Origin of the sequence: uncultured Massilia sp. (assembly GCF_913773735.1) — a bacterium.
Taxonomy (GTDB): Bacteria; Pseudomonadota; Gammaproteobacteria; order Burkholderiales; family Burkholderiaceae_D; genus Telluria.
This window is the reverse complement of sequence record NZ_CAJYEB010000018.1, coordinates 131,395-150,016: the sequence shown is the minus strand read 5'-3', so window position 1 is coordinate 150,016 and position 18,622 is coordinate 131,395. Positions and strand designations below refer to the sequence as shown.

The following is an 18,622-nucleotide window of genomic DNA, read 5'->3' as shown; positions in this document are numbered from 1 at the left end:
TCAGCCCGGCGATGCGGTCGGCGTTCATGTCCATGCCATAGACTTCCCAGTCGGTGGTCTCGAGGATGCGCTTGGACAGGTGGTGGCCGATGAAGCCGTTGACGCCGAGGATGAGGACTTTTTTCATATTCAACTTTCGTAAACGGACATCGCGGACAGGCAGGCGCCGAAGGGCATGGGGCTGGCAGGAGGCTGACGCCGGATCGGCCGGATGCGGCGGCCGCGCGTCTGGAACTGCGAGGACGACTGGCTGGAGCGATGCGTGATAAAGACATCGCCATTGTGAAGGAAAATGCCTGTCGGAAACCAGACGGGAACATTACATTTACGTAAGGTTGAGCAGTTCCAGCGCCGCTCGCGCCACCCGTTCCGGCGCGACGCCATCGAGGCAGCCATGGTGACCGGCCGGACAGGCGCGGCTGCGGCAGAAGCGGCAGGGCACGTCGGCGAACAGCACCCGGTTCGGCACCGCCCATGGCGTCGTGTGCGGTTCGGTCAGCGCATACAGGTCGACCAGCGGCGTGCCGACGGCCGCGGCGATGTGGGCCGGGGCGCCGTGGCTGGCGATGGCGAGCGTGGCCAGTTGCAGCGCGGCGCCCAGTTCGCCCAGGCCCAGCCGTCCCGCCAGCGACAGCGCTGGCACGCCGGCCGCGCGCGCGATGCCGTCCACCTGCGGCGTTTGCGCGGCGCTGCCGGCCAGCACCAGCGGCCATCCGGGCGCCCGCGCCAGCAGCCGCAGCAGCCGCGCCCAATGCGCGGGCGGATACGCGCGCGCGGGAGCGCCCGCGCCGGGATGCAGCAGCAGCCATGGGCGACCGGGATCGACGCCGGCCGCGCGCAGGCGGCCGCGCACGGCGTCCACGTCGCGCTGGCGCGGCGCGAACGACAGCCGCTGGTCCGCGCTCGCGCAGCCGGCATGGCGCGCCAGCGCCAGCTGGCGCTGCACCTCGTGGCGCACCATCGGTGTCGGCTCGGGATCGGGAATCCAGTGGTGCGGCATGTAGCGGGTGTCCCCGCGTCCATCTCCGTGCCCATAGTCGCGCCCATCGTCGCGACGATACGCCAGGCACAGCGGGATGCCGGCGCGGCGGCACAGGCGGGCCGCCGGCCGCGCATCCTGCAGGCAGGCGCCGAAGACGATGGCGGCGTCGAAGCGGCGCGCGGCCAGCGTCGTGGCCAGCGCCTCGTCCGGCGGCCACGGCAGGCGCGCCGCGATGGCGTCGTCGAGTTCCGGGATGAAGGGCAGGGCGGCCACGCCCGCCGGCGGGCCGAGCAGCGTCAGGCTGCGCCCCGGCGCGGCGCCGTGCAGGGCCCGCATGGCTGGCGTACTCAGCAGTACGCCGGCCAGGGAATCGAGGCGCACGCACAGGATGCGGCGCGCGGTCGCCCAGCGGCCGGCGAGGTCGCCGCCGCGCGCGCCGGCACCATTCACGCCAGCTCTCCATGGCTGGCGATCAGCACGGCGGCCGCGTACAGGTCGGGCGCCATGCGCGTCGGGATGCGGCGCGGGCCCAGCCGCCATTCGGTTTCCTTGCCGTTGTCCAGCAGGATGGTGCGGCAGCCGGCCCGGTTGCCCGCTTCGACGTCGTGCAGCGTGGCACCGACCATCCACGAGGCGCGCAGGTCGATGCCGTGCTCGCGGGACGCCTCGAGCAGCAGGCCGGGCCGCGGCTTGCGGCAGTGGCAGTCGACGGCGTAGGCGGCCACGCTGCCGTCCGGGTGGTGCGGGCAATAGTACAGGCCGTCCAGCGCCAGCCGCTCGCGGAACAGCAGGTCGTGCAGGCGGTCGGCGATGCCTTCCGTGGCGGCTGCGGCAAGGCGCCCGAAGGCGATGCCGTCGAGGGTGCCCACGATGAACAGGCGGTAGTCGAGCCGCGCCAGCAGGCGCAGCGCCGCGCCGGCGCCGTGGCACAGCATGAGGCGGCGCGCGATGTCGCAGGGCGGCGCTCCGGAGGGTGCGCCAGGGGATGCGGCAGGGGATGCGGCAGGAGATGCATTCCGGAGTGCGTTCGGGAACGCGTCCGGAGGCGTGGCGGCGGCGGCGGGCAGGCCCTCGGCCAGCGCGCCGTCCATGTCGAGGAAGATGGCTTTCATGCGCGGTTCGACCGCGCCTGCCCCGGCTGGTTCAGGCGAGCGCGACGGGCTTGAACCTGGATCAAGCCCGGCGCGTCCGGGTCAGGGCTTGCGCTTGAAGCCGGTGTCGTCGTCCATGTTCTCGTCGCCGTTCAGCTTGTTGGCGTAGCCCGGGCTGCGCGGGTAGCCGCCGGCGGCGTCGTTCGACTTGTGCACGTCCGGGCCGTGTTCGGCGCCGTCGGGGCCGGTCTGCGAGCCGGCGCGGTCGACGCTGCCGGCGCCCGGCTTGCCCGGCGAGCGCGGCAGGCCGCCGGCCACGTCGTTCGACGCATGCACGCCGCCGACGTCCGAATGCTGGTTCGCCATCGAGCGCGAGCCGGACACGTCGAGCTGGGTATTGCCGCGCTGGGCTTCCTGGCCGGCCTGGTCGCCGCTGCGGTTGCCTTCCCGCTTCCAGCTGTCCGGTCCCGGCATGCCGCCGCCGTCCGAGACGAAGCGGCGCGGGCGGTCTTGCGACTGGCGGTTGCCCATCGATCCCTGCGGCGACTGCGCCGGCGTGCCGGCACGCGGACCCTGCATGCCGCCGCCGCTGGTCGACGATTGCCGGTGGCCGCGTTCGATGTCCTGCTGCAGGTCCACGCCCTCGTGCCGGTCGCGCCGGCCCACCGGCTGGTCGAGCAGGCCATAGGCGCCGGATTTCTGCTGCATCTGGCGGTCGTGGCTGTCGGTGACGCCCTGTACGGTGCCGGAACCGCCGTTGATCTGGGTTTCCATCGAGCCACCCGGGATCGCGGTGCCGTCGTCGCCCTTGCTGCGGTCGTAGGCGCCGCCGACGAGGTCCTGGCCGGCGCGGCCCTGGCTGCCCATGATGTCGCGCTGCTGGTTGCCCTGGTGGGCGCCCAGGCCCTGCGGGTAGGTATGGTCGAGCGGCTGGTTGCTGCCGGCCGTCTTGCCGGTCGCGCCCGGGGTGTCCTTGTCGTTGGCGCCGTTGTCCGTCTGGTTGTTGATGCTGCTGCGCTGGTTCGCGTCCATGATCGTCTCCTTGCGTGCTGGATCGATGCGGGCCGTGCCCGCTTCACAAGGGAATGATGCGCGCCGGTGGGCGAATCCAGTATAGGAAGACGCAGCGGGTATATGTAGGACGAATACTGACGAGTGTTTATTACCGGAAGTAGAATTTCGCCAGTGCATTTTCTGTATCGCGTAATCCTACAAAGTCATCTGAAATGCTCCTATAGTCTCAGCCATCCCGCATGCCTAAGATGTTTTCCGTCCGATGCTCAACGGTGCTACCGGCGACATTGGCAGGCCTGCCGCAGGACGCGGCGGTTTTTATCGCGAAGAGGAGAGACTTACCATGGCATCGAACAACCAGGGCAACAAGCAGAGCAGCGGCACCAAGAATCGCGGTTTCGCATCGATGGATCCGGAGCGCCAGCGCCAGATCGCCAGCCAGGGCGGCAAGGCGGCGCACGAGAAGGGCACCGCCCACGAGTTCACCTCGGAAGAGGCGCGCCGTGCCGGCAGCATGAGCCACGGCAACCGCCAGTCGGCCAATAGTTCGTCGTCGCGCAGCTCGTCGAAGGGCAACAAGCAGTGATGCCGGGCGCGGCGGGGCGGCGGCGCCGCCCGGTCCGCTCGAGGGACGGTACGGGGAGCCTGCGGGCTCCCCGTTTTGCTTTTCTTTCACACATTTCCGATATGGGATGCGGTAGAATCGCCGGGCTTTCAACCACCCATTTACATAGGAACTCGTCGTGAAATCTGCGGTCATTCGTCAAGTCAAGAGCATGTCCATGTCCTGCGACCGGGTCGGCAATCTGCTGCTGGTCAAGTTCGCGAACCACGGCTCTGGCGACGTCTGCATGATCATGCCGGCGTCGATCGTGTTCTTCCTGCTCAAGAACCTGCCGGTCAACCAGGATCCGCAACTGCAGCCGCCGCCGCACGGCCCGCAGATCACCCAGTGGGACTGGGACAGCCCGGCCAACCCGCGCGCCTTCACGGTCAATTGCAAGGTCCTGCCGGGCAAGATCAGCATGACGTTCAACCTGGACCGCAAGCCGGACCTCACCGTCGTCCTCGACCGCAGCAACGTCGAGCTGATGCGCCAGATCCTGCTGGCCTACGCGCCCGAACTGATCGACCTCGACGACTGAGTCCGCTCCGCCGGGGCCCGGGCATGCGCCGGCGGCCGGGCATCGGCTATCATCCCCTTTTCGAACGGTTCCAAAGGATCAGCCATGCCCATCAAAATCAGCCAGCTCTTCGACTCCGGCGCGATCGACGTCGTCGACGCCTCCAGCCCGGCAAGGATCGACCTGAAGCTGCGCAAGGATTCCCACGCCGACATCCACCAGTGGTTCCACTTCCGCCTGCAGGGCGCGCGTGGCCAGGCCTGCACGATGCGCTTCCTGAACGCCGGGCAGGCGACCTATCCGAAGGGCTTCGACGGCTACCAGGCGGTCGCCAGCTACGACACCGAGAACTGGTTCCGCGTGCCGACCAGCTTCGACGGCCAGGTCATGACGATCAACCACACGCCGGAGCGCGACAGCGTCTACTACGCCTACTTCGAGCCGTACACCTGGGAGCGCCACCTGCGCCTGCTGGGCGAGGTGGCCGAGAACCCGGTCGCGCGCGTGCACGACATCGGCAGCACCGTCGACGGCCGCGACATGAACCTGGTCGTGATCGGCAACCCGCAGGCCGAAAAGAAGATCTGGGTGATCGCGCGCCAGCACCCGGGCGAGACGATGGCCGAATGGTTCGTCGAAGGCATGATGGACGCGCTGCTCGACGACGCCAACCCGGTGGCGCGCAAGCTGCTGCAGCGCTGCGTGTTCTACATCGTCCCGAACATGAACCCGGACGGCGCCTACCGCGGCAACCTGCGCACCAACGCGGCCGGCGCCAACCTGAATCGCGAATGGATGACGCCGTCGGCCGAGCGCAGCCCGGAAGTGCTGTGCGTGAAGGAAAAGATCCACGAGACCGGCGTCGACATGTTCTTCGACATCCACGGCGACGAAGCGCTGCCCTACAACTTCGTGGCCGGCAGCGAGATGCTGGCCGACTTCACGCCGGAGCGCCTGGCGTCGCAGAACGCCTTCATCGAACGCTACATGGCGTGCAGCCCGGACTTCCAGAAGACCTACGGCTACGCGGCCAGCAAGTACAACGAGGAACTGCTGACGCTGGCCTCGAAGTACATCGGCCATACCTTCAAATGCCTGTCGCTGACGCTGGAAATGCCGTTCAAGGACAATGCCGACCTGCCGGACGCCTACGTCGGCTGGAACGGCGCCAGGAGCAGCGCGCTGGGCGCGGCGATGCTGCAGCCGATCCTGCTGTCGCTGGACGACTGACACGATGGGCGTCGAGATCGAACGCAAGTTCCTGCCGGCCAACGACGGCTGGCGCGGGCTGGGCACGCCGACCCTGATGCGCCAGGGCTACCTGGTGTCCGATGCGGTGCGCACCGTGCGCGTGCGCATCGAGGGCGAGCGCGCCGTCATCACCGTCAAGGGGAAAAGCACGGGCATCCGCCGCGGCGAATGGGAGTACGAGATTCCCGTGGCGGACGCCGTCGAACTGCTCGACGGCCTGTGCGAGCAGCCGCTGGTCGAGAAGATACGGCACCGCATCGCGCACGCCGGCCACGTCTGGGAAGTCGACGAGTTCCTGGGCCTGAACGCGGGCCTGGTCGTGGCCGAGATCGAGCTGGACGCCGAGGACGAAGCCTTCGACAAGCCCGACTGGATCGGTGCCGAGGTCACGGCCGAGAAGCGCTACACCAATGCCAGCCTGGTGCGCATGCCGTATTCCCGCTGGCCGGACGAGCCGCAACGGCAAGACACGCCATGAGGCCGGCGCGCCGCCGTCTGCTGGCGGGCGCGCTGGCCGTCGCGCTGGCCGGTCCCGGCGCCCTGCCGGCGCGGGCGGCCGGGCCGTACTTTCCGCCGGCCAACGCATGGGAACGCAGGGCGCCGGCCGCGCTGGGCATGGATCCGGCGCGCCTGGCCGAGGCGGTCGCCTGGGCGCAGGCGCACGAGACCGAACGCGCGCGCGACTTCTCCGACCAGCAGCAGACCTTCGGCCAGCCGCTCGGCTCGCTGCCGACGCGGCGCGCGGCAACCAACGGCATCGTCATCTACAAGGGTTACGTCGTGGCCGAGTTCGGCGACACGCAATTCGTCGACCCGACCTATTCCGTGGCCAAGAGCATGCTGGCGACGGTCGCCGGCGTGGCCGTGCGCGACGGCCGGATCGCCGACCTCGACGCGCCGGTCGGGCGCACGGTGCAGGACGGCGGCTACGCGTCGGCGCACAACGCCGCCATCACCTGGAAGCAGCACCTGCAGCAGGAATCCGAGTGGGAAGGCAGCCTGTGGGGCAAGAACGCCGACTTCGTCGGGCGCGCGGCCTTCGGCGCCGGCGAGCGCAAGCCGCGCACGCTGGACGCCCCGGGCGGCCGCTACGAGTACAACGACGTGCGCATCAACCGCTTCGCGCTGTCGCTGCTGCGCGTGTTCGGCAAGAGCGTGCCCGAGGTGTTCCGGCAGGAAGTGATGGACCCGATCGGCGCCTCGAACGGCTGGAAATGGATTCCTTACCACAACAGCTACGTCGAGCTGGACGGCAAGCTCCTGCCATCGGTCAGCGGCGGCACGCGCTGGGGCGGCGGCATGTGGATCGATGCCTGGGACATGGCGCGCTTCGGCTACCTGTGGCTGCGCGGCGGCAACTGGGCCGGACGCCAGATCCTGCCGCCGGACTACGTGAAGGCGGCGCTGGCGCCCAGCGCCCACGGCCCGGACTACGGCTACCTGTTCTGGCTGAACACGCGCGGCAAGAACCTGCCGGGCATGCCGGCCACCGCGTATGCGGCGCTGGGCGCGGGCAACAACGACATCGTCGTGTCGCCCGAGCAGGACCTGGTCGTCGTGTGGCGCTGGCATGCCGGCAATACGGCCGAGTTCAGCAGGCGCGTGGCGGCGGCGATCGGGCGGCGCTGAGCGAAACCTGTCTTAAGGTATAGGAGAGCGCGGGGGGCACATGGTTTACCATTCGGGATGCATGTCCATCATCATTCCACGAGGCCCCGCGCATGACCGACCACGCCACCGACTTCATCCCCGAGGCCCTGCTGGCCGACTCCGCACCGCGCTCCCAGGTCGACCTGGCCACGCGCGGCCACCAGATCTATCCGGTCCTGGGCGCCGACGACATCCGGCGCGTGCGCCGTTTCGCCGTCGAGCGCCGCTGGCACGACGGCGAGACCGTGTTCCGCGCGCTGGTCGATTCGCCCGGCATGGTGCTGGTGCTGGAGGGCGCGCTGTGCTGCAGCCGCACCGATGCGCTCGGCAAGCGGGTCGAGGTCAACGTCTACCAGCCGGGCCAGTTCAGCGGCGAGGTCGCGCAGCTGTCCGGGCGCCCGCCGCTGGCCGACGGCGTGGCCGAGGGCGAGTTGCGCGCGCTGGTGCTCGATCCGGAATCGCTGCGCGCGCTGCTGATGGCCGAAGCCGACCTGGGCGAGCGCGTGATGCGTGCCTTCATCCTGCGCCGCGTGGGCCTGATCGACAACGACCCGGGCGGCCCGATCCTGATCGGCCCGCCGGCCCATGCGGGCACGTTCGAACTCGAGAACTTCCTGTCCCGTAACGCCTATCCGTACACCCGGCGCGATCCGGCGCGCGACCAGGAGGCCGCGCAGCTGGTGCGCGAGCACTGGCGCAACGACGGCGACTGGCCGCTGGTGGCGATGCCGGACGGCTTCGTGCTGAAGAATCCCAGCCTGGCCGAACTCGGCCGCTTCCTCGGCACGCTGCCGCGCCTGGACCGCGAGGCCGTGCACGACGTGCTGGTGGTCGGCGCGGGTCCTGCGGGCCTGGCCACGGCCGTGTACGCCGCCTCGGAGGGCCTGAGCGTGATGGTGCTGGAACAGCGCGCCTACGGCGGCCAGGCCGGCGCCAGCGCGCGCATCGAGAACTTCCTGGGTTTTCCGACCGGGATCTCGGGCCGCGCGCTGGCGGGGCGCTCCTACGTGCAGGCGATCAAGTTCGGCGCCGAGGTCGCCATCCCCGCGCCGGCGATGCGCCTGCTGTGCGGCGAGCGTCCGCTGAAGGTGGAGCTCGACGACGGCAGCTGCCTGCGCGCCCGCACCGTGGTGCTCGCGTCCGGCGCGCGCTACCGCAAGCCGGACCTGCCCGACCTCGCGCGCTACGAGGGCCGCGGGGTCTACTACTGGGCCTCGCCCGTCGAAGGCAAGCTGTGCCGCAAGCAGACGGTGGTGCTGGTCGGCGGCGGCAACTCGGCCGGCCAGGCCGCCGTGTTCCTGTCGGCGCACGCGGAAACCGTGCACCTGATGGTGCGCGGGCCGGGCCTGGAAGCGACGATGTCGAGCTACCTGATCGAGCGCATCGCGGCCGCGCCCAACATCGAGCTGCACACGCACCTGGAGCTGGCCGCGCTGGAAGGCGACGACGCCGGCCTGAACCGCGTGCGCTGCCGCAGCCGCAACGGCGGCGCGCCGGTCGTGTTCGACACGCACCACCTGTTCCTGTTCATCGGCGCCGACCCCAACAGCGACTGGCTGCGCGAATGCGGCGTCGGCCTGGACGACAAGGGGTTCGTGCGGACGGGCGTGGACGCGTGCGGCTCGCATGCGCGGCGCGCGCTCGAAACCAGCGTGGACGGCGTGTTCGCCGTGGGAGACGTGCGCGCCGGCTCGACCAAGCGGGTGGCGGCGGCGGCGGGGGAGGGGGCTGCGGTGGTGTCGCAGATCCACGCGTACCTGGCGGAGCGGACGCAGGCATAAATCCGTCGCCCCGGCGCAGGCCGGGGTCCAAGTTTTACGCGCAATCGAAATGCGTGCAAATTGGGTCCCGGCCTGCGCCGGGACGACGTCGTTTCATGCCGCGTCAGCGGCACCAATGCGGCTTAGTGGAAGTGCTCGTTCCCCGCCGGCGTATCTTCCGGCATTTCCGCATGCACCAGCTCGCCGCTCGGATCGGCGAACAGCGGCGCGCCGCAGTCGTCGCAGTATTCGGCGACGTAGCGTTCGCCGATGCGCTTGACGTGCTTGATGCCGACCTCGTTCAGGTGCTGGACGATGTCCTCGATCGGCGCCAGCGGGCGGTCCGCGCCCGCGCCGCCTTCGATCGGCGTGCCTTCCTCGTCTTCCTGGCCGTACAGCGGCCAGACGATGCCGTACACCACGTCGGAGGACTGGCGCAGCGTGAAGCCGACGCGGTATTCGTCGACCTGGTTGTCGCTGGCTTCGTCGCCGAAGCCGGCCACGACGGCGCGCAGGTCGTTCGGTTCCACCGCCAGCGTATTCGTCAGGTAGTGCACGGCGGCGCGGATCGATACCGGGCGGATGTCCTTGTCGGCTTCGCGGCAGGCGATGTAATAGGCTTCCGGCAACAGCAGCTCGACGCCGCAGCCCGGCAGCAGGCGCGCGATGTTCGGACCGGCCTGGGCGCGCCACTGCTCCAGCGCGTGCTCGCGTTCGGCTTCGAAATTCACATGGTGCTGCGGCTCCTGCCAGCGGAACAGCGGCGCGCCGACCGGCGCGACCACGGCGGCGATCAGGTAGCGCGTATCGGCCAGGAACTGCGAGGTGTCCGGACCCGGCGCGGCCGGCTTGACGTTGCCGCCCTTGTGCGCGGCCTGGGCCAGCTTGTGGGTCAGGGAATACGTCTCGGCATGGGTGCGCGGCAACTGGTCGATCGAGTACAGCGTCGGGGCGATGGCGACCTTGGTGTCGGCGGCCAGCAGGTGGGCCGAGAAGTGGGCGTTCAGCGTGGCCAGGATGTCGTTCGGGATCGTGCCCGACGGAATCGAGAATCGCGTCCAGGCCAGGACCGGCGCGGCGACCAGCAGGGCCTGCCAGCCGATGTCGGCGCCGTCGGCGCCCTGCTCGGTCATGGTCGAGGATTCGCTGACGGCTTCGACGCCATCCATCAGCACGTCGTACACCGCGAGGTCGCCCTTGAACAGGACGTTGAGGGCGGCGTCGATGCTGTCCTGGTGGTTGGTCTTGAGCAGCTTCTGCAACTGCGTGTCGAGGTTGCGTTCCCAGGTCCGTTCTTCAACGCGGCTGGCGGCCTGCACGATGGCGTGGCTGAGGCTGACGAGACGCTGGCTTTCTGCCGATAGTTTGAGTGAGTCTTTGGAGGGGCGACGCATAGCGCTTGGGGAGTCTCTTCGGTAATGATTGAATGCGAAAACGGGATGGCGGACCGACAGTCCGGAGGGTCATGATAAACCCTTATCCCCGCTATTGTAGTTGATTCGGCCACATGCCTGTGACAAGCCGGCAAGAGCCGGGGCCGCCGGGCGAAAGACCATACTTGCAAAATGGTAAAATGCAGCCCATAATGCGAATGGTTATCATTTATATTTCAGGGCGAAGGAAGCGATCATGATGTTGCATATCCCGGGCGTATTGACCCCGGAGCAGGTGGAGAGTCTGCGCGCGCGGATGCGCGACAGCGAGTGGATCGACGGCCGCGCCAGCGTCGGCGCGCAGGGCGCGCAGGTCAAGCGCAACCGCCAGCTGGCGGAAGGCTCGCCGGCGGCGCTCGAGCTGGGGCAGGTGGTCAGCGCGGCGCTGATGAACCACCCGCTGTTCTTCGCCGCGGCGCTGCCGCTGCGCATCCTGCCGCCTTACTTCAACAGCTATGCCGGCGGCGAGCACTATGGCCCCCACGTGGACGGCGCCGTGCGCGCCAACCGCGGCGCCGCGCCGGTGCGCTCGGACGTGTCCTGCACGGTGTTCCTGAGCGATCCGGACGACTACGACGGCGGCGAGCTGACCGTGATCGACACCTACGGCACCCACGAGGTGAAGCTGCCGGCCGGCGACGCGATCGTGTACCCGTCGACCAGCATCCACGAGGTACAGCCGGTGACGCGCGGCGAACGCGTCGCCTCCTTCCTGTGGGTGCAGAGCATGGTGCGCGATTCCTGGCGGCGCACGATGCTGTACGAGCTCGACGCCAACATCCAGGAATTGCGCGCGCAGCACGGCGATACGCCGGCCCTGGTCGGGTTGACGGGGCATTACCACAACCTGTTGCGGCAATGGGCGGAAATGTGAGGGAGGGGTCGGAGCCCGGTTTTGCGGGTGGGCTCTGACCCCGGCGTTCAGCCCACGTAGGGTGGACGGCTTTGCCGTCCACGCGGTGATACGCGACATCCGATCCGTCGAAAACACGGACGACGCCGTATCCGACGCAACGATCATGCCGGTGCTGCCTGAACGCGTGGATGGGAGACCCGTCCACCCTGCCGGGGAAGCGCCGGGCACGTAAAAAAGGCCGGAACCCGCGAGGGTTCCGGCCTTTCCGCTTTCAAGCGGGAATATTACGCTGCCAGCAGCTGGCGCAGCACGAACGGCAGGATGCCGCCATGCTTGTAGTAGTCGACTTCGATCGGGGTGTCGATGCGCAGCAGGACCGAGGTCTTCTTGACCGAGCCGTCGGCGCGGTGGATCACCAGCACGGCCTGCATCTGCGGACGGATCTCGCCTTCCAGGCCTTCCAGGTCGTAGGTCTCGGCGCCGGTGATGCCCAGCGATTCGACGCTGTCGTCGCCCAGGAACTGCAGCGGCAGCACGCCCATGCCGACCAGGTTCGAGCGGTGGATGCGCTCGAACGAACGGGCGATCACGGCCTTCACGCCCAGCAGCTGGGTGCCCTTGGCGGCCCAGTCGCGCGAGGAGCCGGTGCCGTACTCTTCGCCCGCGAAGATCATCGTCGGGGTGCCTTCCGCGATGTACTTCATGGCCGCGTCGTAGATCGACAGCTGTTCGCCGCTCGGCTGGTGGATGGTGATGCCGCCCTCGACCGCGGAACCGTCGGCCTTCGGCGGGATCATCTTGTTCTTGATGCGGACGTTGGCGAAGGTGCCGCGCATCATGATCTCGTGGTTGCCGCGGCGCGAGCCGTAGGAGTTGAAGTCGGCCTTGATGACGCCGTGGTCCTTCAGCCACTTGCCGGCCGGACCGTCTTCCTTGATCGAACCCGCCGGCGAGATGTGGTCGGTGGTGATCGAGTCGCCGAACACGCCCAGCGCGCGCGCGCTGGCGATGCCGGCCGAGGCGGCCTTCGGGGTCATCTCGAAGTCGGCGAAGAACGGCGGCTCGGCGATGTAGGTCGACTCCGGCCAGTCGTAGACCTGGCCCGACACCGACGACACGGCTTCCCACAGCGCGCCCGGATTGCCCTTGACGTCGGCGTAGTTGGCCTTGAAGACGTCCGAGTTCATCGCGAACTTCATCAGGTCCTGCACTTCCTGCGAGGTCGGCCAGATGTCGCCCAGGTAGACGTCGACGCCGTCGGCGCCCTTGCCGACCGGTTCGGTCATCAGGTCCTTGTTGACGTTGCCGGCGATCGCGTAGGCGACGACCAGCGGCGGCGAGGCCAGGAAGTTCGAGCGGATGTTCGGGTGGATGCGCGCCTCGAAGTTACGGTTGCCCGACAGGACGGCGGCGGCGATGATGTCGTTCTGGGTGATCGTCGCGTTCAGTTCCGGGGTCAGGTCGCCGGCGTTGCCGATGCAGGTGGTGCAGCCGTAGGCGGTCACGCCGAAGCCCAGCTTGTCCAGGTACGGCAGCAGGCCGGCGGCGGTCAGGTACTCGGTGACCACGCGCGATCCCGGCGCCAGCGAGGACTTGATGTGCGGGGCGACGGTCAGGCCCTTCTCGACGGCCTTCTTGGCCAGCAGGCCGGCGGCCAGCAGCACGCTCGGGTTCGAGGTGTTGGTGCACGAGGTGATCGCGGCGATCAGGATGTCGCCGTTCTTCACGCGCACGCCGTTGCTGGTCTCGTAGACCTTGTTCAGGTCGTCGGCGGACTTGTTGAAGCCGTTGGCGGTGGTCGGCTTGGAGAACAGGTCGGTGAAGGTCGACTTCATGTTGCCCAGCTCGATGCGGTCCTGCGGACGCTTCGGACCGGCCAGCGACGGGGTGACGGTCGACAGGTCCAGGTGCACGACGCGGGTGTAGTCGATCTCGCCTTCCTGCGGCACGCCGAACAGCTGCTGGGCCTTGAAGTAGTTCTCGAAGGCGGCCAGCTCTTCCTCGGTGCGGCCGGTGCCGCGGAAGTAGTCGACGGTCTTTTCGTCGACCGGGAAGAAGCCCATGGTCGCGCCATATTCCGGGGCCATGTTGCCGATGGTGGCGCGGTCGGTGGTCGACAGCGAACGGGTGCCTTCGCCGAAGAACTCGACGAACTTGCCGACGACCTTTTCCTTGCGCAGCAGTTCGGTGATGGTCAGGACCAGGTCGGTCGCGGTGCAGCCTTCGCGCAGCGCGCCGGTCAGGTTGACGCCGATGACGTCCGGGGTCAGGAAGTAGACCGGCTGGCCCAGCATGCCGGCTTCCGCCTCGATGCCGCCCACGCCCCAGCCCACGACGCCGACGCCGTTGATCATGGTGGTGTGCGAGTCGGTGCCCACCAGGGTGTCCGGGTAGTACATGCCGCCGTTCTTCATGACGCCGCGCGCCAGGTATTCCAGGTTGACCTGGTGGACGATGCCGAAGCCCGGGGGCACGACGCCGAAGGTGTCGAACGCCTGCATGCCCCACTTCATGAACTGGTAGCGCTCGTTATTGCGCTGGAACTCGATCTTCATGTTCAGGTCGAGCGAGTCCGGGGTACGGAAGTGGTCGATGGTGACCGAGTGGTCGACGACCAGGTCGACCGGCACCAGCGGCTCGATCTTCTTCGGGTCGGCGCCGGTCTTGGAGGCGACGTTGCGCATCGCGGCCAGGTCGGCCAGCAGCGGCACGCCGGTGAAGTCCTGCAGCACCACGCGGGCGACGACGAACGGGATCTCGTCGGTGCGCTGGGCGGTCGGACCCCAGTTCGCCAGTTGCTTGACGTGTTCTTCGGTGACCTTCTTGCCGTCGCAGTTGCGCAGCACGGATTCCAGGACGATGCGGATCGACACCGGCAGGCGCGACAGGTTCACGCCCAGCGACTCGGCCAGGGCCGGCAGCGAGTAGAACTGGCCGGTCTGGCCGCCCAGGAGCGGGAACTCCTTGAGGGTGTTAAGCGTATTGTGAGACATAAGAAACCTTCTCCTTCAGTGGGGATTTTGTTGTTGCGACAACGCTTCGGCAAGCCGGCGGACCGGCATCAGCCTTCTTTCTTTTCGACCGGGGCAACCGCCATCTGCGCGGTCGGCAATTCCGGCTTCTTGCATTCGTTGGCCAGCTGGCGGTTCAGCTTCGAGTCGAGCAGGATGCCTTTCGACGGGATGCCGATCCAGATCAGGCCGAACTTCGGGTTCTCGAAGCGCAGCGCGCCGGTGGTCGTGCCGACACGGTCCAGGCGGTGCAGGCGGTTCTTCCAGCGCAGCGCGATGTGGCCGTCGTCCTTGTCGTTCGTGTAGATCGTGACCTTGTTGTTCAGTTCGCACGAGTACTCGGCCACGGTCGTGTCCGTGATGTCCGGTTCCGGCTCGTCGGCGACGACGGGCGCCGGCTCTTCCTTTTTCTTCTTCCTGGCGGTCTTGGCGTGGGCCTTTTCCTTGTCCTTCAGGACCTTGGCGGCTTTCGGGTGGGCTTCTTTCTCGGTGGCGGCGGAGGCCGGCACGGAGACGGCGACGGCCGCGAGCGCGCAGGTGGCGACGAGTTGTTGGAGGGTGATGGCCATCAGATGGATTCCGGTTGATTGACGAGTGCCGCTGCGGCATCGGGCAGCGCCAGGCCGGCCAGTTTCGCGCGCTGCAACACCGTCCAATAATATCGGTAGCTGGCGCGGTCGTGCAAGCGGCCATGCTGGGCGATCGGCCCCCAGTCCGCCGCCATCGCCTCGACCAGGATGGTGGTCGCCTCGTTCACTTCCGACATGCGCGGGGTGAACGCCTTGACGATCGGCTTGATCTGGTCGGGATGGATGCTCCACATGCGGGTGAAACCGAACTCGCCGGCGGCGCGGGTGGCGTCGTTGGCCACGACGGCGCTGTCCTTGATGTCGGTGGTCACATTATGGGAGGCGACTTTGTCATGGGCATGACATGCAGCAACCATTTCCAGCTTCGCGCGCACGACCAGCGGGTGCGTGAACTGCCCCGGGGTGCGCATGGCGGCGCCCGGGATCGCGCCGTAGTGGCTGGAGACGAAATCCATGATGCCGAAGGACAGGCACTCGACCTGGGCCAGCGCGGCGATGTCGAACGCCTCGTGCAGCGCGCCGTGGGTCTCGACCAGCACGTGCAGCGGCAGGAACGGGCGGCCGGCCTTGTCGGCCGCGCGGTTGATGGCGTCCTGGGCGCGCAGCACGTCCTCGAGGCCGTTCGGCTTGGGCAGCACCACGTAGGCCAGCTGGCGCGCGGCGCTGCCCACGATGATCTCGACGTCCTGCGCGAAGTGCGGGCTGCCGGCGTCGTGCAGGCGGGCGCCGATGCGCCCGTGGCGGTTGCCTTCGTCCTGCAGCAGGGTGGCGACGAGTTCCGCGTGGGCGCGCTCGTTGCCGGCGCTGGCGCCGTCCTCGCAATCGAAGGTGATGTCGAATACCGGGCCAAGCTCTTGTTGCAGGGCCATCGACTTGCGCATCAGCTTCTCGCTGCCGGCGTAGTGGTCGCAGGCGGGGAGGAAGAGAGGCTGGCGGCGGCCCTGGAATAAAACCTCGGAAGGGTGCATGTCTGGTCTTGATGAAAGTTCGATCGTGGCGAATCGATGCGGCCACGGTCTGCATGGTGGGCACGGGGTGCCCACCCTACGGATATCCGCTTCGATGATGACGGTGGCGTCGTAGGGTGGGCATTCGAGGCCGGGGGCCTCGAATGAAACGTGCCCACCATCACCGCAAGCGAAGTGATCAGCCCAGCAGGTGCGCCACGCCGGCGCGCTCTTCGTTCAGCTCGTTCAGCGTGACGTTGATGCGCTCCTGCGAGAACTGGTCGATGTCCAGGCCCTGCACGATGGTGTACTCGCCGTTCTCGGTGGTCACCGGGAAGCCGAACACGACGCCTTCCGGGATGCCGTACGAACCGTCCGACGGCACGCCCATCGTGGTCCACTTGCCGCCGGTGCCCAGCACCCAGTCGCGCACGTGGTCGATGGCGGCGTTGGCGGCCGAGGCGGCCGACGAGGCGCCGCGCGCTTCGATGATGGCGGCGCCGCGCTTGCCGACGGTCGGCAGGAAGGTGTTGGCGTTCCATTCCTGGTCGTTGATCAGGTCCTTCAGCGATTCGCCGTTCGCGGTGGCGAAGCGGTAGTCGGCGTACATGGTCGGCGAGTGGTTGCCCCAGACGACCATCTTCTCGATGTCGCCGACGGCCTTGCCGGCCTTGGCGGCCACTTGCGACAGCGCGCGGTTGTGGTCCAGGCGCAGCATGGCGGTGAAGTTCTTGGCCGGCAGGTTCGGGGCCGACTTCATGGCGATGTAGGCGTTGGTGTTGGCCGGGTTGCCGACCACCAGCACCTTCACGTTACGCGACGCGACGGCGTCCAGCGCCTTGCCCTGCACGGTGAAGATCTGGGCGTTGGCTTCCAGCAGGTCCTTGCGCTCCATGCCCGGGCCGCGCGGACGGGCGCCGACCAGCAGGGCCACGTCGGCGTCCTTGAAGGCGGTCATCGGGTCGCTGTGGGCGGTCATGCCGGCCAGCAGCGGGAACGCGCAGTCGTCGATTTCCATCATGACGCCCTTCAGCGCCTTCTGTGCCTTCTCGTTGTCGATTTCCAGCAGCTGCAGAATGACCGGCTGGTCCTTGCCCAGCATGTCGCCGTTGGCGATGCGGAACAGCAGGGAATAGCCGATCTGGCCGGCCGCGCCGGTAACGGCAACGCGCATTGGGGTTTTAGCCATGATGAATCTCCAAAAGTGGGAATAAAAACGGGCGACGCCGAGGATACGCCAGTTTGGCGAAACCGACATCATACCAAAAGGGCCTACCGCGAAACGGAGTGCGACGCGACACTTGGCGAGGCGCGCCCACGCCCGATCGACCGCGAGTGTAGTCCTATGCAATTCTATCTGTCAATTGCTATCATATGTCTTATATAAGACACATAATCTTGCCTTCTCCACACTGGACGAGGCAGGGGATTTATGAAAAAATCGCGGTCTATGAACCAAGCTCCGTCCAATCCGAACAGCAGTGGCGCGCCCGCCGGCGGCGCCGGCAACGCTGTCGGCGGCGCGGCGTCTCCGCCGGCGGGTGCGCCCCAGGCGGGGATGTCGCCCACCTTTTCCCCGCTGTACCAGCAGATCAAGGCCCTGATCACCCAGAGCCTGCAGTCGGGCGAGTGGAAGCCGGGCGAGCTGATTCCGTCCGAAGTCGAGCTGGCCGGCCGCTACAAGGTCAGCCAGGGCACGGTGCGCAAGGCCATCGACGAGCTCGCGGCCGAGAACCTGGTCGTGCGGCGCCAGGGCAAGGGCACCTTCGTGGCCAGCCACAACGAGGCGCGCGCCCATTTCCGTTTCCTCAAGCTGATGCCCGACGAGGGCGTGCCGCCCCAGCCGGGCCACGACTACCTCGAGGTCAAGCGCATCCGCGCGGCCGCCGAGGTGGCGCGCCTGCTCGACCTGAAGTCGGGCGACGCCGTCGTCTACATCAAGCGCCTGATGACCTTCGGCGGCGTGCCGACGATCCTGGAAGAGCTGTGGCTGCCGGGGCAGCTGTTCAAGGGCCTGACGGCGGAGCGCCTGGCCGAGTACAAGGGGCCGATGTACGGCCTGTTCGAATCCGAGTTCGGCACGCGCATGATCCGCGCGTCCGAGAAGATCCGTGCCGTGGCGGCCGATGCCGGCGCCGCGCACTACCTGAAGGTGCCGGAAGGCACGCCGCTGCTGTGCGTGGACCGGACCTCATATACTTATGGTGACAAGGCGGTCGAACTGCGCCGTGGTTTGTACTTGACTGCGCAGCATCACTATCAGAACGAATTGTCATAAAGAGGTTTTGCGCCAGGTCTAAGCTTGGTGCAGGAATGAAGTGTAGCGATTACAATGAGTTGGTTTTGGGAAAGCGACGAGGTAGCCCGGTCGGCGCGTTCTCCCCGAGATCCGGCGCCCCCACGCGATGGAGATTGGAGCAGGTCACAAAATCGGCCAAACAGCGGGTTTGATAACTTAAAGTAGCAAGGGAGGTGTTCCAAATGTCCGAAGCCGTCAGAGAGGCCCAGAAAAAGGGCCGGCCGGTGATTCGTAACGTCGATTTCGGCGACATTACGTATCGCGGTTACTACAAGCAGCCGCCGTCGGCAATCGTCTCGATCCTGCATCGCGTCAGCGGTCTCGGCCTGTTCCTGTTCCTGCCGTTCCTGCTCTACCTGTTCGAGCAGAGCATCCGCTCGGAGATGTCGTTCGCGCACTTCGCCGGCATCGCCAGCCATCCGCTGGTCAAGCTGATCCTGCTGGGCCTGTCGTGGGCCTACCTGCACCATTTCTGCGCCGGCATCCGCCACCTGTTCATGGACAACCACCTGGCCCTGGACAAGGTCAGCTCGCAGAAGACCGCACGCTGGGTACTGGTCGTCAGCCTGGCCCTGACCGTGCTGGTGGCTCTCAAACTGTTTGGAGTGTTTTAA

18 protein-coding genes are annotated in these 18,622 nt (G+C 67.5%); 9 read left to right on the top strand and 9 right to left on the bottom strand.

The features are described 5' to 3' along the window. The 4 genes from QZ749_RS07775 to QZ749_RS07760 all read right to left on the bottom strand — a co-directional run. The coding region (locus QZ749_RS07775; RefSeq protein WP_373896794.1) for an NAD-dependent epimerase/dehydratase family protein at positions 1-163 on the bottom strand (163 nt) is incomplete at its 3' end. A 162-nt stretch (positions 164-325) separates the two neighbouring features. Next, positions 326-1,432 carry a glycosyltransferase family 9 protein gene (locus QZ749_RS07770; RefSeq protein ID WP_296945269.1) on the bottom strand — a complete coding sequence of 369 codons (1,107 nt, stop codon included), beginning with the start codon at positions 1,430-1,432 and terminating at the stop codon, positions 326-328. Next, positions 1,429-2,094, bottom strand: coding sequence for an HAD-IIIA family hydrolase (locus QZ749_RS07765; RefSeq protein WP_296945267.1), 666 nt, complete (start codon positions 2,092-2,094; stop codon positions 1,429-1,431). The genes QZ749_RS07770 and QZ749_RS07765 overlap by 4 nt, the downstream gene beginning before the upstream one ends. Before the next feature lie 81 nt (positions 2,095-2,175). After that, positions 2,176-3,105, bottom strand: a complete 930-nt coding sequence (locus QZ749_RS07760) for a hypothetical protein (protein WP_296945266.1) — start codon at positions 3,103-3,105, stop codon at positions 2,176-2,178. A gap of 325 nt (positions 3,106-3,430) precedes the next feature. Between QZ749_RS07760 and QZ749_RS07755 the strand changes: the two genes are divergently transcribed. The 6 genes from QZ749_RS07755 to QZ749_RS07730 all read left to right on the top strand — a co-directional run bounded on the left by QZ749_RS07755 (position 3,431) and on the right by QZ749_RS07730 (position 8,893). Beyond that, positions 3,431-3,673, top strand: a complete 243-nt coding sequence (locus tag QZ749_RS07755) for a KGG domain-containing protein (RefSeq protein WP_296945264.1) — start codon at positions 3,431-3,433, stop codon at positions 3,671-3,673. A 196-nt stretch (positions 3,674-3,869) separates the two neighbouring features. After that, the gene (locus tag QZ749_RS07750; protein WP_296945263.1) at positions 3,870-4,232 is read left to right on the top strand and encodes a hypothetical protein; all 363 of its coding nucleotides are present in this window, start codon (positions 3,870-3,872) and stop codon (positions 4,230-4,232) included. An 84-nt stretch (positions 4,233-4,316) separates the two neighbouring features. Then, positions 4,317-5,441: a M14-type cytosolic carboxypeptidase gene (locus QZ749_RS07745; RefSeq protein ID WP_296945262.1), complete on the top strand. Its 1,125-nt coding sequence runs from the start codon at positions 4,317-4,319 to the stop codon at positions 5,439-5,441. Positions 5,442-5,445: 4 nt separating this feature from the next. Beyond that, positions 5,446-5,940 carry a CYTH domain-containing protein gene (locus QZ749_RS07740; RefSeq protein ID WP_296945261.1) on the top strand — a complete coding sequence of 165 codons (495 nt, stop codon included), beginning with the start codon at positions 5,446-5,448 and terminating at the stop codon, positions 5,938-5,940. Further along, positions 5,937-7,091: a serine hydrolase gene (locus QZ749_RS07735; RefSeq protein WP_296945260.1), complete on the top strand. Its 1,155-nt coding sequence runs from the start codon at positions 5,937-5,939 to the stop codon at positions 7,089-7,091. The genes QZ749_RS07740 and QZ749_RS07735 overlap by 4 nt, the downstream gene beginning before the upstream one ends. Before the next feature lie 92 nt (positions 7,092-7,183). Further along, the gene (locus QZ749_RS07730; protein ID WP_296945259.1) at positions 7,184-8,893 is read left to right on the top strand and encodes an FAD-dependent oxidoreductase; all 1,710 of its coding nucleotides are present in this window, start codon (positions 7,184-7,186) and stop codon (positions 8,891-8,893) included. 122 nt (positions 8,894-9,015) lie between these two features. Here the strand turns inward: QZ749_RS07730 and QZ749_RS07725 are convergent, their stop codons facing one another. Continuing rightward, positions 9,016-10,266 (bottom strand): DUF2863 family protein, encoded by a 1,251-nt coding sequence (locus QZ749_RS07725; protein ID WP_296945258.1) that lies wholly within the window; start codon positions 10,264-10,266, stop codon positions 9,016-9,018. Between the two features lie 235 nt (positions 10,267-10,501). On the opposite strand from QZ749_RS07725, the gene QZ749_RS07720 reads away from it, so the two are divergent. Next, positions 10,502-11,179, top strand: coding sequence for a Fe2+-dependent dioxygenase (locus QZ749_RS07720; RefSeq protein WP_296945257.1), 678 nt, complete (start codon positions 10,502-10,504; stop codon positions 11,177-11,179). Between the two features lie 266 nt (positions 11,180-11,445). On the opposite strand, the gene acnA is transcribed toward QZ749_RS07720, so the two are convergent. From acnA to QZ749_RS07700, 4 genes are all read right to left on the bottom strand, one after another. Beyond that, positions 11,446-14,154, bottom strand: coding sequence for an aconitate hydratase AcnA (acnA, locus tag QZ749_RS07715; protein ID WP_296945256.1), 2,709 nt, complete (start codon positions 14,152-14,154; stop codon positions 11,446-11,448). A gap of 68 nt (positions 14,155-14,222) precedes the next feature. Continuing rightward, positions 14,223-14,741 carry a hypothetical protein gene (locus QZ749_RS07710; protein WP_296945254.1) on the bottom strand — a complete coding sequence of 173 codons (519 nt, stop codon included), beginning with the start codon at positions 14,739-14,741 and terminating at the stop codon, positions 14,223-14,225. Next, positions 14,741-15,730: a CoA ester lyase gene (locus QZ749_RS07705; RefSeq protein ID WP_296945252.1), complete on the bottom strand. Its 990-nt coding sequence runs from the start codon at positions 15,728-15,730 to the stop codon at positions 14,741-14,743. The genes QZ749_RS07710 and QZ749_RS07705 overlap by 1 nt, the downstream gene beginning before the upstream one ends. 178 nt (positions 15,731-15,908) lie before the next feature. Beyond that, the gene (locus QZ749_RS07700) at positions 15,909-16,898 is read right to left on the bottom strand and encodes a malate dehydrogenase (RefSeq protein ID WP_296945251.1); all 990 of its coding nucleotides are present in this window, start codon (positions 16,896-16,898) and stop codon (positions 15,909-15,911) included. 261 nt (positions 16,899-17,159) lie between these two features. On the opposite strand from QZ749_RS07700, the gene QZ749_RS07695 reads away from it, so the two are divergent. Next, on the top strand, positions 17,160-17,987 hold the full coding sequence (locus QZ749_RS07695) for a GntR family transcriptional regulator (RefSeq protein ID WP_296945250.1): 828 nt from the start codon (positions 17,160-17,162) through the stop codon (positions 17,985-17,987). Between the two features lie 203 nt (positions 17,988-18,190). After that, on the top strand, positions 18,191-18,622 hold the full coding sequence (gene sdhC / locus QZ749_RS07690; RefSeq protein WP_296945249.1) for a succinate dehydrogenase, cytochrome b556 subunit: 432 nt from the start codon (positions 18,191-18,193) through the stop codon (positions 18,620-18,622).

Bases quoted from the DNA above. Each gene is read 5' to 3' on its own strand.
- QZ749_RS07765 (WP_296945267.1), bottom strand. From the start codon at position 2,094: ATGAAAGCCATCTTCCTCGACATGGACGGCGCGCTGGCCGAGGGCCTG.
- QZ749_RS07760 (WP_296945266.1), bottom strand. From the start codon at position 3,105: ATGGACGCGAACCAGCGCAGCAGCATCAACAACCAGACGGACAACGGC.
- QZ749_RS07755 (WP_296945264.1), top strand. From the start codon at position 3,431: ATGGCATCGAACAACCAGGGCAACAAGCAGAGCAGCGGCACCAAGAAT.
- QZ749_RS07750 (WP_296945263.1), top strand. From the start codon at position 3,870: ATGTCCTGCGACCGGGTCGGCAATCTGCTGCTGGTCAAGTTCGCGAAC.
- QZ749_RS07745 (WP_296945262.1), top strand. From the start codon at position 4,317: ATGCCCATCAAAATCAGCCAGCTCTTCGACTCCGGCGCGATCGACGTC.
- QZ749_RS07740 (WP_296945261.1), top strand. From the start codon at position 5,446: ATGGGCGTCGAGATCGAACGCAAGTTCCTGCCGGCCAACGACGGCTGG.
- QZ749_RS07735 (WP_296945260.1), top strand. From the start codon at position 5,937: ATGAGGCCGGCGCGCCGCCGTCTGCTGGCGGGCGCGCTGGCCGTCGCG.
- QZ749_RS07730 (WP_296945259.1), top strand. From the start codon at position 7,184: ATGACCGACCACGCCACCGACTTCATCCCCGAGGCCCTGCTGGCCGAC.
- QZ749_RS07725 (WP_296945258.1), bottom strand. From the start codon at position 10,266: ATGCGTCGCCCCTCCAAAGACTCACTCAAACTATCGGCAGAAAGCCAG.
- QZ749_RS07720 (WP_296945257.1), top strand. From the start codon at position 10,502: ATGATGTTGCATATCCCGGGCGTATTGACCCCGGAGCAGGTGGAGAGT.
- acnA (WP_296945256.1), bottom strand. From the start codon at position 14,154: ATGTCTCACAATACGCTTAACACCCTCAAGGAGTTCCCGCTCCTGGGC.
- QZ749_RS07710 (WP_296945254.1), bottom strand. From the start codon at position 14,741: ATGGCCATCACCCTCCAACAACTCGTCGCCACCTGCGCGCTCGCGGCC.
- QZ749_RS07705 (WP_296945252.1), bottom strand. From the start codon at position 15,730: ATGCACCCTTCCGAGGTTTTATTCCAGGGCCGCCGCCAGCCTCTCTTC.
- QZ749_RS07700 (WP_296945251.1), bottom strand. From the start codon at position 16,898: ATGGCTAAAACCCCAATGCGCGTTGCCGTTACCGGCGCGGCCGGCCAG.
- QZ749_RS07695 (WP_296945250.1), top strand. From the start codon at position 17,160: ATGAACCAAGCTCCGTCCAATCCGAACAGCAGTGGCGCGCCCGCCGGC.
- sdhC (WP_296945249.1), top strand. From the start codon at position 18,191: ATGTCCGAAGCCGTCAGAGAGGCCCAGAAAAAGGGCCGGCCGGTGATT.